14 protein-coding genes, 1 tRNA gene and 3 pseudogenes are annotated in these 13,423 nt (G+C 58.0%); 8 read left to right on the top strand and 10 right to left on the bottom strand.

What is annotated here, in order from left to right:
* Positions 1 to 34 precede the first annotated feature (34 nt).
* The 7 genes from PSQ19_RS02160 to PSQ19_RS02130 form a co-directional block, all read right to left on the bottom strand.
* Positions 35 to 481: a polysaccharide deacetylase family protein gene (locus PSQ19_RS02160; RefSeq protein ID WP_282219436.1), complete on the bottom strand. Its 447-nt coding sequence runs from the start codon at positions 479 to 481 to the stop codon at positions 35 to 37.
* Positions 450 to 1,082 carry a polysaccharide deacetylase family protein gene (locus PSQ19_RS02155; RefSeq protein ID WP_282219435.1) on the bottom strand — a complete coding sequence of 211 codons (633 nt, stop codon included), beginning with the start codon at positions 1,080 to 1,082 and terminating at the stop codon, positions 450 to 452. Before PSQ19_RS02155 ends, PSQ19_RS02160 begins: the two co-directional genes overlap by 32 nt.
* A gap of 14 nt (positions 1,083 to 1,096) precedes the next feature.
* Positions 1,097 to 1,342, bottom strand: coding sequence for a P-loop NTPase family protein (locus PSQ19_RS02150; protein WP_282219434.1), 246 nt, complete (start codon positions 1,340 to 1,342; stop codon positions 1,097 to 1,099).
* Positions 1,343 to 1,400: 58 nt separating this feature from the next.
* A complete protein-coding gene (locus tag PSQ19_RS02145; protein WP_282219433.1) occupies positions 1,401 to 2,162 on the bottom strand; it encodes a hypothetical protein in 762 nt (253 codons plus the stop codon).
* 61 nt (positions 2,163 to 2,223) lie between these two features.
* Positions 2,224 to 2,499, bottom strand: a complete 276-nt coding sequence (locus PSQ19_RS02140) for a hypothetical protein (RefSeq protein WP_282219432.1) — start codon at positions 2,497 to 2,499, stop codon at positions 2,224 to 2,226.
* Positions 2,474 to 2,692: a hypothetical protein gene (locus PSQ19_RS02135; RefSeq protein WP_282219431.1), complete on the bottom strand. Its 219-nt coding sequence runs from the start codon at positions 2,690 to 2,692 to the stop codon at positions 2,474 to 2,476. Before PSQ19_RS02135 ends, PSQ19_RS02140 begins: the two co-directional genes overlap by 26 nt.
* Complete coding sequence (locus PSQ19_RS02130; protein ID WP_282219430.1) at positions 2,637 to 3,629, bottom strand: GumC family protein; 993 nt, start codon at positions 3,627 to 3,629, stop codon at positions 2,637 to 2,639. Before PSQ19_RS02130 ends, PSQ19_RS02135 begins: the two co-directional genes overlap by 56 nt.
* Positions 3,630 to 3,782: 153 nt before the next feature.
* On the opposite strand from PSQ19_RS02130, the gene PSQ19_RS02125 reads away from it, so the two are divergent.
* The 5 genes and pseudogenes from PSQ19_RS02125 (at position 3,783) to PSQ19_RS02105 (ending at position 8,348) form a co-directional block, all read left to right on the top strand.
* A complete protein-coding gene (locus tag PSQ19_RS02125; protein WP_282219429.1) occupies positions 3,783 to 4,334 on the top strand; it encodes a polysaccharide biosynthesis/export family protein in 552 nt (183 codons plus the stop codon).
* A gap of 3 nt (positions 4,335 to 4,337) precedes the next feature.
* Positions 4,338 to 5,468, top strand: coding sequence for a glycosyltransferase family 4 protein (locus PSQ19_RS02120; protein WP_282219428.1), 1,131 nt, complete (start codon positions 4,338 to 4,340; stop codon positions 5,466 to 5,468).
* A gap of 72 nt (positions 5,469 to 5,540) precedes the next feature.
* Positions 5,541 to 6,182 (top strand): annotated as a pseudogene (locus tag PSQ19_RS19275) (undecaprenyl-phosphate glucose phosphotransferase); the annotation flags it as partial.
* A 1-nt stretch (position 6,183) separates the two neighbouring features.
* On the top strand, positions 6,184 to 7,065 hold the full coding sequence (locus tag PSQ19_RS02110; protein ID WP_328517717.1) for an exopolysaccharide biosynthesis polyprenyl glycosylphosphotransferase: 882 nt from the start codon (positions 6,184 to 6,186) through the stop codon (positions 7,063 to 7,065).
* The gene (locus tag PSQ19_RS02105; RefSeq protein ID WP_282219426.1) at positions 7,062 to 8,348 is read left to right on the top strand and encodes an O-antigen ligase family protein; all 1,287 of its coding nucleotides are present in this window, start codon (positions 7,062 to 7,064) and stop codon (positions 8,346 to 8,348) included. Before PSQ19_RS02110 ends, PSQ19_RS02105 begins: the two co-directional genes overlap by 4 nt.
* Here the strand turns inward: PSQ19_RS02105 and PSQ19_RS02100 are convergent.
* The 3 genes from PSQ19_RS02100 to PSQ19_RS02090 form a co-directional block, all read right to left on the bottom strand.
* Positions 8,319 to 8,741: a phosphotransferase enzyme family protein gene (locus PSQ19_RS02100; protein ID WP_282219425.1), complete on the bottom strand. Its 423-nt coding sequence runs from the start codon at positions 8,739 to 8,741 to the stop codon at positions 8,319 to 8,321. The two genes, PSQ19_RS02105 and PSQ19_RS02100, sit on opposite strands and share 30 nt — an antisense overlap.
* A gap of 4 nt (positions 8,742 to 8,745) precedes the next feature.
* Positions 8,746 to 9,315 (bottom strand): phosphotransferase enzyme family protein, encoded by a 570-nt coding sequence (locus tag PSQ19_RS02095; RefSeq protein ID WP_282219424.1) that lies wholly within the window; start codon positions 9,313 to 9,315, stop codon positions 8,746 to 8,748.
* Between the two features lie 61 nt (positions 9,316 to 9,376).
* A tRNA-Pro gene (locus PSQ19_RS02090) sits at positions 9,377 to 9,453 on the bottom strand.
* 269 nt (positions 9,454 to 9,722) lie between these two features.
* Here PSQ19_RS02090 and PSQ19_RS02085 point away from each other — a divergent pair.
* The 3 genes and pseudogenes from PSQ19_RS02085 (at position 9,723) to PSQ19_RS02070 (ending at position 13,415) form a co-directional block, all read left to right on the top strand.
* Positions 9,723 to 10,475, top strand: a complete 753-nt coding sequence (locus PSQ19_RS02085) for a GntR family transcriptional regulator (RefSeq protein ID WP_282219423.1) — start codon at positions 9,723 to 9,725, stop codon at positions 10,473 to 10,475.
* Positions 10,476 to 10,607: 132 nt separating this feature from the next.
* Positions 10,608 to 12,063, top strand: a pseudogene (locus PSQ19_RS19630) (putative N-acetylmannosamine-6-phosphate 2-epimerase).
* A gap of 24 nt (positions 12,064 to 12,087) precedes the next feature.
* Positions 12,088 to 13,415 (top strand): annotated as a pseudogene (locus tag PSQ19_RS02070) (ABC transporter substrate-binding protein).
* Positions 13,416 to 13,423 lie beyond the last annotated feature (8 nt).

Raw genomic sequence — 13,423 nt, 5'->3', positions numbered from 1 at the left:
GGTCCTTGCGCCTATCGGATAAATGGTCCCGACCCTAGGCGGCGCTGACTTTGCCCATCCAGGAAAAGAGTGCACCAGTGGCGAAGACGTCAATATAGCGTCGCGACTGGAACAGGCCATTGAGTGAAACGCGTGGCAGAGCGTGAAATTTATCTGCCTGCCCCGCGTAAAGCCCACCGGGCCGCGTGGTGACGGCTGATTTCAGGCCGATGTCGCGTGCCAGTTCAAACTCGCGCTCGCCAGCCGATTGGGGAGCGCCAATGGGGTATGAGAAATGGGTAGGCGTTTGGCCAAACTTTGCCTCGATGATCTCCATTGACTGGGTGATTTCGGCCCGCGCCTGATCAAGGGGCAATTTGGCAAGTTCGTAATGATGCACGGTATGGGCGCCAATGGTGCACAGGGGCTCGTTGGCAAAAATCTCCAATTCCCGCCAATCCATGATCAGATCACGGCAGTGCTGGTCCAGCATCCAATCCATAGTCGTTCGCCAAAGTACGCATGAGCGAAATTCTGTCCGGCTCAGGCATTTCCCGCATGTGCTGGTAAATCACCGCAAATGCAGCCTTTTTTTGAGCAAGGCTCGTGCAGTCGAACTGTTCGATGTTGCCATCGATTTCGGCTTTTATGGCGCTTTGGCGCGCAATGATATCTTCAAGCGCCTGCCACCAAACTTCGCCCAGACCGTCAACCAATTTGGTTGGCACATAGAGCGTGAAGGGGCATTGATGCCGCCGTAAAATTGGCAAGGCGTGGGTGAGATTATCGCGGTAGGCATCGTCGAAGGTGAAGACCACGAAATTGCGCCCGTCATCAGGGCGACGCAGCCGCGCAATGGCCTCGTCCATGGTGACAATATCAAGACCAAGATCACGGACGCGCTTGATGGCGTACTCGAGAAAGTCCGGTTGGACCTGCAGGATGGCGTTTGGCGCAAATTCCGCCGGTGCCTCGGGCAGCACACGGTGGAGCGTAAAAATGACTCCACGCGACTTTGACAATTGACGGATGACACCAGGCAGTCGGGCCAGCCATATCGCCTCGAACATGGCCGAAATTGCGGTGTATTTTAGTTGTGACACGAAAACCTGACCTGTTAAGCAGCAGCGCGGCGGGGCGCCAAAACAATGTCTGCATGTCCATAGCCGGCGTCGGCAAGCTGCTCGCGGGCTGCCTGCAGTTCTTCATCTTCATGTTGCGGCCCAGCCACCAAAACCAGTCTCCCACCAATGTCGGCAAATAGTGGCAATGATGAATTGGCACCCACTTGCCCAGTCATGACGATCACGACTTCGTAAATATCACTGAGTGCTTCCACAAGGGTAAATGGCTTGGTCGACATTTGATCCAGCGTGCTGGCGTGACCCCAGGGCACTTCGGCAAAGCCTTCATCGCTCGATTTATGAACGACGTCCCCAAAGCCTCGCCTCGTCCAGGCTGAGGTCGGCAATGCCGGGTTCGGTGGAGGGGATACCGCTGCCAGCGTCGACCAAAGCAACGCTCAAGCCGCGGTCCAGCGCCTCACCGGCGAGCACATCGGCAAGAACCGCACAGTCGCGATGCGATGCGCCCCCCGCCAACACAACGACCTGCGTGCGCCCCAAGACCAGATCGGACGCCAATGTTGCAAAATCGAGTGGTAGCGACGGGCGGGTTTCGGGTGTTTTCTCGTCGTCATCGGCCGATTCAGTCTCGCTGGGCGGCGCTGTCTCGGCGACCAGTGTTTCGGGCTCAACTATGTCTTCGGGTTCAAGCACAACAACGTCGTCCGGGTCAGGATCAACAATGTCGTCCGGTTCAATTTCGGCAACCGGTTGAACGTCGTCGGGTTCTACAAGATCGATCTGGTCTTGAGTGGCATCATCGCCGATGGTGTCGTCCTCGGCACCAGCCGCCTCGGAGATCATCAGCGCGCCGTCGGCCACATCATAGTCGATATAGGTGTCCTGCTCTCGTTCCTCGGGCTCTTCGACTGACGTTTCATCTGAATAATCAGAATTATATGGCTGCAAATTAGCGTGATACTCGAGGTCGTCATCGACTTCGAGTGGTTCAGGTGTCGGTTCAGACTCCTCGACCTCGATTTCGGGTTCGTAGTCGGCGACAGCGGCGACCGGCTCAGCCGGGTCCTGCACATCGTCCCCGACAAAATCCTGGTGCATTGCCGCCTCAAACTCTTCGTCTGGCGCGAGATTGTCCTGGTGACCCGCAGGTGCGGTTTGATCAGGACGGTAAATGATGGCCCGACCCGATGCGAGCCTCGGCAAAAATCAGAAAGCCGAGTTGGCCGCCGACCAGGACAATGGCGACCGCCAGCATGATAAAGGACACCTTGGGTGAGGCAGGCGCCACCGAGGGTACGGCAAACGAGACGACGCGAACATCGGGCAAGGCCGACTGCGCGTCGGTGCGTGAAACCGCCTCGCTGTAGCGCTGAAGATAGCCTTCCAACAAGTCTCGCTGAGCCTTGGCCTCACGCTGAAGTCCGTCCAGCGTCACGGTTTCTCGGGTCGCGGTTGATGCCGATCCCTTGAGCCTTGGTCAAATCGGCTTGCAGCGACGTTTCAATACCGGCTTCGATCTGCGCTTCGGCCTCAAGAGCGTCCGCGACGCGACGCCCTTCGATGCCGATCTGCTTATCCAGTTCGGCGATCTGAGCGGTAAGCGCCTTTATGGCAGGATGGTTTGACAAAAGGGTCGACGACTTTTGCGCACGCTCGCCTTGCAAACGCGCCTTGTCCTGGGTCAGTTGCTGAATAACCGAGCCTGTCACGGACATCTGGAACGCTATCTATGGGCTGCCCACGATCAATCAAACCGCGAATGAGCGTGGCGCGCGACATTGCGGTATTCTTGCGCTCCTGGGCCGCACTCATCTGGCTGGCGACCGAGGACAATTGCTGATCGAGCAAGGAGGTGTTGTTGGTGCCGGAAAACAGGTCATTGTCGACCTTGAAGTTGGCGACGTCATTTTCGGCCTTGGCGACCGAGATGCGAAGTTTGTCGATTTCCTCTTTAAGCCAGCCCGATGCTTCTACGGTGTCGGAGAGTGAAAGCTCAGTGCGCCGGGCGACATGTGCCCGCGCCACGGCATTGGCCAATTTAGCTGCCAACTCGGGATCTTTTGAGCGTACGTGCACGGTAATGATCCGGGAATCGCGCTCCTGAATAACAGTAAGATGATCATAGAGCGACGCCAGAGCCACGGTGTCCCGATCTTCGGGCGTCTGGCCACGGCCCAACAGGCTCTTGATCATGGCAATCGGGGAGAAGCCGACACTGGCACCATTAAACTCGGGAATGTCACCGAGATTTTCAGAGCGCACGACCTTGAGCAGGGTATCGCGTGATTTGAGAAGCTCCATCTGGCTCGAGACGACGCCGGCATCATTGGCATTGGTGGATGGTGCCGGGTCGTTGGTCGCGCGCGTATAAATGTTGCTGCGCGGCTCAATAAGAATTCCAGCTGAAGAATCATAAATCTTGGGCATGAAACTCAACGCGACGTAAGTCACTGCCAGAACGACAAGCGAAACCAGTATAATGCGCGGCAATCGGGACCAGACCGCGGCGATTATTGCCGTTGTATCTATTCTCGCATCGCGTGCTGCCTGAGAATCAAGCGTCATGATCTACCTCGTCCAGTTCGCTTACTTATCGACCCAACGTGGTAAGCAATCCGTTAAGGCTGTTGCAGATCGCATTCATACTTAGGCAATTTAAGTGAATTCTTAACCATCATGGACCGACAGTGGGGCGGATACAATTTGACGAGATTCCCCATGCGCTGGCTGCAGATTGCCGTTCTCATTCTTGTACTGCCATTAGCCGCCTGCGCGGGAATGCGACCGAACACCTACCTCGTGGACGTCAAGGGGCCCTACCTTCTCGATACTGGCGATGCGGTGCGCGTTACCGTATATGGCGATGCGGACCTGACCGACACCTATCGGATCGATGATAGCGGCGCCGTCGCCTTCCCGCTTGTCGGTCCCGTGATCGTGCGCGGCCAGACCACCAAAGTTGCGGCCTCGCGCATCGCCCAGGCCCTGAGTAACGGCTATATGCGCAACCCGAACGTGGCGGTGGAAGTGGCTGAATACCGGCCGTTTTTTATCCAGGGCGCCGTGAGCAATGCGGGCCAATTCTCCTATATATACGGCATGACAATTCGCGCCGCGATCAGTACGGCTGGCGGCTTTACCGAAACAGCGGACCGCAATCGCGCCACGGTTTATCGTCGTCAGGGCAACCAGATGGTCAAGGGCAATGTCGACCTGGATTATCCGATCTATCCCGGCGACACGATTGTCGTCGGCGAACGCTGGTTCTAGTTTGTGAGCCATCAACAACTTCGTGTGTTGCAGGTCATGCGCGCGCCAGTGGGCGGACTATTTCGCCATGTCGCTGACCTGACACGTGAACTGGCGTCGCGCGGCCACGCGGTCGGGCTGATTGTCGACAGCATTGCCAATGACGGGCAAACCGAGGCAAAACTTGCGGATTTGGCGAGTTCGGCTAGCCTTGGCATTCACCGGGTAGCGATGCCGCGCCTGTTGGGCCAGGGCGACTTGTTGGCCCCGATGGCAGTGCGCAGACTTTGCCGACAGTTGCATATCGATATTGTTCACGGTCACGGCGCGAAAGGCGGTTTTTACGCGCGATTGGCGCGGCTCAGCGGCACCAAGGCTGCAGCATTTTATACGCCACACGGTGGGGTTTTGCACTATTCGGCGCAATCTGCGACGGGCCGCATTTTTCATTTTCTGGAGCGGGCGCTGATGCGCCAAACCGCCGCCGTGATTTTTGAAAGCCAATATGCAAAGGCGACATATGCGCGGGTGATCGGTGAGCCAACCTGCCCTAGCCCGGTCATTTACAATGGACTGACGCCGGAAGAATTCGAGCCGGTCACTGCCGATGGCGATGCGGCCGATTTTGTTTTTGTCGGGGAGTTGCGCGCGCTCAAGGGCATATTTCCACTGGTCGAGGCGATGGACGGATTGGTACGACCTGACGGCCAACCGGCGACATTGGTAGTCGCCGGCGACGGCGGAGAACGCGGGGCGATGGAGGCAGCGATTGCCACGCGCGGCCTCGGTGATCGCATCCATTTGGTGGGGGCGCAGCCGGCGCGGGCAATGTTTGCGCGTGGACGGGTTGCCTTGGTGCCGTCGCTGGCGGAATCACTGCCTTATGTGGTGCTGGAGGCGGCCGCGGCCAAATTGCCGGTCATTGCAACCAATGTGGGTGGCATTGGTGAAATATTCGGACCGACCGCGTCTGACCTGGTACCGGCCGGCGATGCCGATGCGCTAAGGGCAAAAATGCAGACGACGCTGGCGCATCCCGATGTTGCGGCGGCTTCCATGCGGCAACGACTTGAGCATATCAGCGAACATTTTTCGGTTGGTCGCATGACTGACGCCATCGAGGCGCAATATCTGGCAGCAATACCGACAAGCTAGTATGCCGACTTTCATCGTCTTTTCATTCCTTTGGCCAATAATGCGCACCTAAAAGAAGCAGGCGGTGGCATAATGTATCGAGTAGACCCCCAGCAGGCGGTGGCCGAGCAGGCCAACAGGCGTTCAAGCAATGGCGGTGCTAATCGCGTTCTGTCGGCACCAGCCGAAGCCATCATCAATGCGCCGATGGAGCCCACTCTTTCGGGGTCCGTCGTGGTTGGCGTGGCGCAGGTAGTCGAAGCATTGCTGTTGACTGTGCTGGGCTACGTTATATTCGAAATCTATCTGCACGGGTCGCAGCGCGGCTTTTATGTGGCGCTGGTATTTGGCGCCGTGTTGCTGACCAATGTCCTGCTCAATATCGGTCGGACGCACCGCATTGCGGCCTATCGCACCATATTTACGCAGATCAACCGGGTGTTGCTCGGGTGGGCGATTGTCATGGCCCTGCTGGCGATTGGCACGTTTCTGTTCAAGGCGTCGGATCTGGTGTCGCGCATTTGGGTTTTGAACTGGTTTGGCAGCGGCGCTGTGTTGCTGGCGATCTACCGGCTGGCGCTGCGGGGGCTGGTGATGCGCCTGACACGCCAGGGGCGGCTGAAACGCCGGACAGTGATCGTGGGTGGCGGCAAGGATGCCGAGGTGTTGATCGAGCAGATCCGGCAGGGCGCAGCCAGCGACATACGGCTGTTTGGGCTCTTCGACGACAGGGTCGATGACCGCTCGCCCGAAATGGTGGCGGGATGCCCAAAACTGGGCACCGTGGCGGATGCTGGTGGAATTTGCGCGCCGCACGACGGTAGATCTGGTGATCGTTTCGATGCCGCTATCGGCGGAAAAACGGGTTTTGGCGATGCTGACCCAGCTTTGGGTGTTGCCGGTCGATATTCGGCTGTCGGCCCATATGAGCACGCTCAAATTTACCAGCAAGGCCTATTCCTATGTCGGGGATCTTGCGGTTCTGGATATGGCGGACCGGCCTATTTCGGACTGGAACCTGGTGTTCAAATGGGTTTTTGACAAGGTGGTGGCCATTACGGCGCTGATATTGCTGTCGCCGATCATGATCGCGGCGGCCATTGCCATCAAACTGGAAAGCCCCGGTCCGGTATTTTTCCGCCAGAACCGACACGGCTTTAACAATGAGTTGATCAAGATTTTCAAGTTCCGCTCGATGCGCACCGATATGACCGACGAGAGCGCCAGCAAACTGGTGACCAAGGATGATCCGAGGGTAACCCGTGTTGGCAAATTCATCCGGCGCACATCCATTGATGAATTGCCGCAGCTGTTCAACGTGCTCAAGGGCGAGTTGTCAATTGTTGGCCCTCGCCCGCACGCCTTGCAGGCCAAGGCGGCCAACCAGCTCTATTATGAAGCGGTCGAGGGTTATTTCGCCCGCCACCGCGTCAAGCCGGGCATGACGGGCTGGGCCCAGATCAATGGTTGGCGCGGCGAGACAGATACGATCGACAAGATCATGCAGCGGGTCAATCACGACCTTTATTACATCGAGCACTGGTCGATCCTTCTGGACATGTACATCGTGGTGATGACGCCGCTGTCGCTGGTTTCCAAGAATGAGAACGCCTATTGAGCGCCATCGGGCACTTTGGCGCGCCGCGATCTGAGACCGGGACAAACGGGCTCGGCACAGCCTATTTGCGTGCCCAGGCGGTCCGCACACTTGATCTTCTGGTCGCCTTCTGGATTTTCACCGGCGGATTGGTGCTGGTAGAGCCATCACCATATGAATTCTCCTTTCTTTTGGTGCTGCCGATGGCCTTTATTGCCGGTATCGGTCTTTACAGGTCGACGCTGGGTCTATTGGCGATCCTGATGGTGTTCATTCCATTTGCGCTGATTGCGGCGTTTCAAGTGAACTATGCCGATTTCACGGAAGCGTTTGTATTCGTGATCGTTACGATGTTCTTGTTCATGACATCGTATTTCCTCGCCAACTATCTGGCCGAGGCCACGCTGCACAGGGCCCGACTGATCATGAGGGCCTACACAGCGATTGCGCTGATCTGTTCGCTCATTGGCATTCTGGCCTATCTGGGTCTGATGCCGGGCGCCGATCTGTTCATTCGCTATGGACGCGCCAAGGCGACCTTCAAGGACCCCAATGTCTATGGGCCATTTCTCATCCTGCCCGCCGCCTATGCCCTGCAGCGCATTCTTTTGGGTCGCGGTGCCAGATCGTTTTGGGCCGGCATAGTGTTCATGGTGCTGTTCGTTGGGGTTTTCGTCAGCTTTTCGCGCGCGGCATGGGGACACCTGGCGGCCACTTCGCTATTGGTGCTGATGCTGGTGTTCTGGCTCGAAGCCAATGCGCACGACAAGGTTCGGATCATGATCCTCTCCATTGTTGGCACGCTGGGACTGGTGGTGGCACTGGCAGGACTTTTGAGCATCCCCGAAGTCAATCAGCTATTTGAAACGCGCACCGCATCTCAGGGTTACGACAGCGGCACCACCGGGCGATTTGGACGGCAGGGCTACGCCTTTGACTTGGCCCTCAGCAATCCATGGGGCATTGGCGCGGGCGAGTTTCATAATCTCAGGATCACCGAAGAGCCCCACAATACCTATGTCAGCACCCTGCATGTCTATGGCTGGGGCGGCGGGGCGATGTATTATCTGTTTGCGCTGGTGACCCTGTGGCGCGGCATTTCCAGCTTACGCCATCGCTCACCGTACCGATTGCTGCTTATCCCGGTGATATCAACTTTTTCAATCCTGGTGATCGAGGCGGCAATTATCGATATTGACCACTGGCGGCACTATTATCTGCTTGCCGGGATGATCTGGGGCATTACCGCTGCCATCCGGAACGGCCCACAGGGGTCAAGTCAGCGTGACGAGGCGCTGGTCTAGATAAATTGACGCCAGTTGCGCGGTATCTTGGGCGAAACCGGGCATGTGAGTTTGGGCCAATACTGTCTCGTTATGCGATCCGATCCAGGCGAGCAGGGCCATGCGGCGCAGCAGGATCATGGTTTCCATTGCCTCGCGATCCTCGTGGTCGAGCGGGCGGATTTTCTGGTAGGCGCGAAGCCACGCCGATTTCCAGACATTTACCGCCGGATGCGCTTCGAAAAACGAAATGGCGGCGGCAAAATCGTAGGCGAACCAGCAGAACCCACAATCGTCAAAATCGATCAGGGTGATGCTGTTGTCGTCGGCCAGGACGTTGCCGAGCCGCATATCGGCATGAATTAGCCCATAGCGGTGGGACGCGGTGCCGTAGTGGGCGAGTACGATCCGCAATGTTTCATCGAGCCTGATGCAGTGTTGATGAAATTTCCCTGTCGACGCCGGGCGCGACGCGCCAGTTTCCCCACAGGCCGTCAGCGTCCAGAATATTGGCAGCACTCCAGTGCTGACGCTCGAAGCCATTTGGGCGTGGCCAGGTTTCGGCATGATTGTGCATGGTGGCGGCATAAGTGCCGAGAGTAGCATAGAGATCGGCAAGGTCCTGGTTGACGCCGGGTTCCTTGCCCGGTGCGAACGAAAACAGCACGGCGTGGCGAACATCCCCTGCCCCAAGCGCCAATTGCTGCAAATGGGCTCCGTCGTGTCCGGCAACAGGTCGGGCCAAATTCAGAGTGCAGTCACGTGCCAGCGCGGCGAGCCACGCCAGTTCACTTTTGATCGCGGCGTCGGTTTGATAGCGGGGGCGATGCAGACGCAGGGTGAAGCGCGGCCCCTCAGGACCATCAAGGCGATAGGTATGGTTTTCGGAATAATTGATCAGCGTGACGCTGCAATCGCTGGTGCCGGGCCAGCAATCGAGCGCTTTTTGGATGATGGCGGGATCGGGTTGGCATTGACTGGTATTCACGGCAAACGTCCCGACTGGCCAGTGCTGGCCGTCTGACAAACCAGCAATGGGTGGAATAAATTGGTCGGAGCGGCAGGATTTGAACCTACGACCCTTTGTCCCCCAGACAAATGCGCTACCAGGCTGCGCTACGCCCCGACTTGACCGAACGCTTAGAGAAACCGGCCTTTTTATGCAAGTGCAAAAAACACCAAAATTGGTGCGGTGAAGGTCTTGCGGTGGCTTTGACCACAGCGGGAACGGGCAATTCGTACGGCTATCTGGCCAGGCGCGCCGATAGGTCGCCCCATCGAGGCGTCACGATATTTTTCAGGCGCAGACACCCCCGTCAAAGTTTTCAACAATACCAGTTCAACTCCAGTACAAAAAGTTCTATAAGCCAACCGGAGGTGACGAGCCTTTGGGGGATGCAGGTGAATTTTGGCGACATTCTGACTCGGCTCGAGGCACGTATTCAGCAGGCTGACGCCGCGCTGCCACTGCATAGGCGGCTACGCAACGCGATTGACAGTGCCATCATGGAAGGCGATTTGAAGCGCGGTTCGGTGCTACCAGGTGAGCGGCGGATTTCCGAGGCTTTGGGCCTGTCCCGGGTAACTGTTCGCAAGACTATTGCAACCATGGTGGACGATGGATTATTGCGCCGCCGCCATGGCGCCCGAACCGAGGTCAGTTCGCCTGTAGAAAAATCGCTATCAAACCTGACCAGCTTTTCCGAGGATATGATTTCGCGTGGACTCAAGCCCGGATGCATCTGGCTAACAAGGGAAATTTCGCGCCCGTCTCCCGTTGAAATGATGGCGCTAGGTATTCCAGCTACCACCAATGTCGTTCGGTTCCGGCGCATACGAACAGGTGATGGCAACCCCATTGCAGTTGAAACCGCGACCATTCCTGCGCGGTTTTTGCCCGACCCCGCGCTGGTTGGCGACTCGCTTTACGAAACGCTGGCGGCGCGCGATGCGCTGCCCCAACGAGCATTGCAACGCATGCGGTCACGTCCGGCGACCGACGAGGACGCGGCCTTGCTTGAATGCGTCGCTGGCGCGCCACTACTGATCGTGGATCGACGCTGTTTTCTGGCCGATGGCCAGATCGTTGAATTCACCCAGACCCGCTACAGCGGCGACGCGTATGACTTCGTGATTGAGACTCAATAGATAATACCAGTGTTTAACTGGTTGCATTCTGGTATGGCTGGCATATCGTTGGGCTGAAGAGGTGCCCAATTGCTGCTTGAACGTTTCAAACATCGCCTGATCGTTTCCTGCCAACCGGTGACCGGCGGCCCGATGGACAATGCCGAGGCGGTGGTGGGGTTTGCTCTGGCTGCCGAGGCTGGCGGCGCGGCGGCGCTGCGCATCGAATCGATTACCTATCTCAAGGCCGTCCGTCCCCGTACGACGCTGCCGATTGTAGGCATTATCAAGCGCGATCTGGATAACAGCCCGGTTCGGATTACCCCTTTCATCGCCGACGCAATCGGGCTGTGCGAGGCCGGCGCCGATATTGTTGCGTTTGATGCGACCGATCGGGTGCGGCCAGCAAATATTGATGACCTTGTCGCCGCTATCCATGACAATGGCAAACTGGCGATGGCCGACTGTTCCTCGCTGGGCGACGCCAAGGCGGCTCTGGCTGCGGGCGTGGACTGCGTTGGCACGACCCTGTCGGGCTATGTCGGCGGACCGGTGCCGGACGGGCCCGATTTTGCCTTGATCGCAGCGATGCGCGACCTGACCCCCTATGTAATTGCGGAGGGACGCATCAAATCGCTGGACGATGCGGCGGAAGCGCTACGCCGTGGCGCCCATTCTGTGGTGGTCGGCTCGGCGATAACCCGCACTGAACATGTCACCGAATGGTTTGCCGAGATTGTTAAGCGCACGGCGGGCGCGGCGGACAAGCCGGTATTGGCAATAGATATCGGGGGCACGAAAATTCTCGCGGCGCTGATCAGCAATGGCAAGGTGGAGGCCGAGCCTGCAGGTCGCGACCGATCGTAGTGGCGGGCCTGACCACTGGATTTCGGCTGTTGCCGAGGCGACCGCCGAATGGCGCGGGCGCTATAAGTCCCTCGGCTGCGCGGTAACGGGGCTGGTCGAGAATGGAACCTGGTCGCCACTCAACAAATCAACGCTGGATATTCCAAGGGACTTTCCGCTGGCCGAGAGCCTGACTGCCAAATTCGGCGTGCCAGCGCTTGCCGCGAACGACGCGCAGTCGGCCGCCTGGGGCGAGTTTCGGCAGGGAGCGGGAGTCGGCGAGGATATGGTGTTTTTAACCATTTCGACTGGCATCGGCGGTGGCATTGTCGTCAATGGGCGCCTGCTTGGCGGCTTGGCGGGGCACTATGGCATTTTGCGATCCCCGTCACTGGACAAGCGATTTCCGATTGAAGACGAGGTGTCGGGACGCTGGATGGCTGCCGAGGCTGAACGCGCCGGGCACGCCTGCGACGCCGCCGGGGTATTTGGCGCGGCGCGGGAGGGTGCGGCCTGGGCCGAAAAAATCGTCGCCCGGTCAGCCAACACTGTCGCCCTGCTCTGCCAGGATATCCAGCTAACGCTTGATCCACGCCGCATCGTGATCGGCGGTGGCATTGGGATGGCTGACGGGTTCATTGACCGCATTCGCGCAGCGCTGCCCGATCTGGGACCGCGCTGCAGACCGCAAATCGTGCCGGCCAAATGTGGTCGGCATGCCGGTGCCATTGGCGTGGCTGAACTCGCCGCTGCTGCACTTTGACCGTAAAGGAAGGGAACAAGTCCAATGTCTAAATCGAAATTTACAATGCTGGCGATGCTCACCGCATCGCTGATGACAAGTGTTACCGCCGCGCAAGCCGCTGTGACAGTGCTCGGATGGCCGGGCGGCTCGGAGGAAACGGCGCTGCGCGCGGTGGTTGAAACCTATAATGGGCAAGCCGACGTTACGGACGCGGACAAGGTTGAGCCTGCTGTTTTTCTCGCGCGACGGTTTTTACGACAAGCTGCAGGCGGACATGGCCGCCGGATCGGACGCCTTCGATATCAACCTGTTGGCGACCTACGCTATTGGCCGCTACGCACCCTATATGGAGCCCGTCGATCTAGGCGCTGACGCCGAGACCACATTCGGGGCGTCGATACTCAAGACCATGCAGTTTGACGGCAAGCAATATGGCGTGCCGACCGATCTGTCGCTGCACTTCATGTATTACCGCAAAGATCTGATGGCCGATTTGATGGCGGACGATGCGGCAAAAGCGAAATTTGCCGAGATCAGCGAAAAGGAATTGGGCAAAAAACTTGAACCCAAAGATCCTGACGAGTGGACATGGGACGATTGGGCTGCAACTGCCCTGTATTTTTCCAAGGACGTAAACCCCGATAGCCCCGTACGCTACGGCACGGTGTTGCAGATGAAAAACCTGCTGTTCAACATGATGGTGTTCCAGTCTTTGCCACGCTCCTATGGTGGCGACTGGATGGATGCGTCAGGCAATGTCACCATTGACTCCGATGCCTATCGCACCGGCCTCGAACTCTACAAAAAACTCTATGACGCCGGCACAACACCTCGGGATTCGCTGAGCCTATGAATATGCCGAAACCAACGCAGCGTTCGGTGCCGGTCAGGCGGCAACCGCCTTGCAGTGGAACGCGGCGGCGGGTGAGTTGACCGACCCTGAGAAATCGCCTGCGGTGGCTGACAATGTCGGCATTGTCGCGCCACCGACCGGTCCTGATGGTCGCGCTGATCATATTCACGGCCTTGGCCTGGGCTTGAACAAGAACGCCAAGAACAAGGAAGGCGCGCTAAAGTTTCTCAAATGGCTGGCGACTGAAGATGCCGCCCTTGAGTATGCGCGCAATGGCGGATCGCCTGCGTTGGCACCCGATGTGGTCGCCAAGGTTGCCGATGACCGTCCTGATCTGGTCCAGCTTGGCCAGTTTGCCGACGCCTATGGCTATGTGATGACCGGCGGCACCTCGGCCAAGGCACTAGCAGTGTATGAACTGCAGGCAAAAGAGTTCACCGGCTATTGGTCGGGTCAGCAGAGCCTCGACGAGGCTTTGGCCAAGACCAAGGCCGGCATGGAAGAACTGTTGAAGTAACCGACGAT

Origin of the sequence: Devosia algicola (assembly GCF_028816455.1) — a bacterium.
Classification (GTDB): domain Bacteria; phylum Pseudomonadota; class Alphaproteobacteria; order Rhizobiales; family Devosiaceae; genus Devosia; species Devosia algicola.
This window is presented reverse-complemented; position numbering and strand designations above follow the sequence as displayed.

What these genes read in the sequence shown, in the direction of transcription:
- PSQ19_RS02160 (WP_282219436.1), bottom strand. Translation starts at nt 481, where the DNA reads ATGGATTGGATGCTGGACCAGCACTGCCGTGATCTGATCATGGATTGG.
- PSQ19_RS02150 (WP_282219434.1), bottom strand. Translation starts at nt 1,342, where the DNA reads ATGTCGACCAAGCCATTTACCCTTGTGGAAGCACTCAGTGATATTTAC.
- PSQ19_RS02145 (WP_282219433.1), bottom strand. Translation starts at nt 2,162, where the DNA reads ATGCACCAGGATTTTGTCGGGGACGATGTGCAGGACCCGGCTGAGCCG.
- PSQ19_RS02130 (WP_282219430.1), bottom strand. Translation starts at nt 3,629, where the DNA reads ATGACGCTTGATTCTCAGGCAGCACGCGATGCGAGAATAGATACAACG.
- PSQ19_RS02125 (WP_282219429.1), top strand. Translation starts at nt 3,783, where the DNA reads ATGCGCTGGCTGCAGATTGCCGTTCTCATTCTTGTACTGCCATTAGCC.
- PSQ19_RS02110 (WP_328517717.1), top strand. Translation starts at nt 6,184, where the DNA reads ATGACCGCTCGCCCGAAATGGTGGCGGGATGCCCAAAACTGGGCACCG.
- PSQ19_RS02085 (WP_282219423.1), top strand. Translation starts at nt 9,723, where the DNA reads ATGCAGGTGAATTTTGGCGACATTCTGACTCGGCTCGAGGCACGTATT.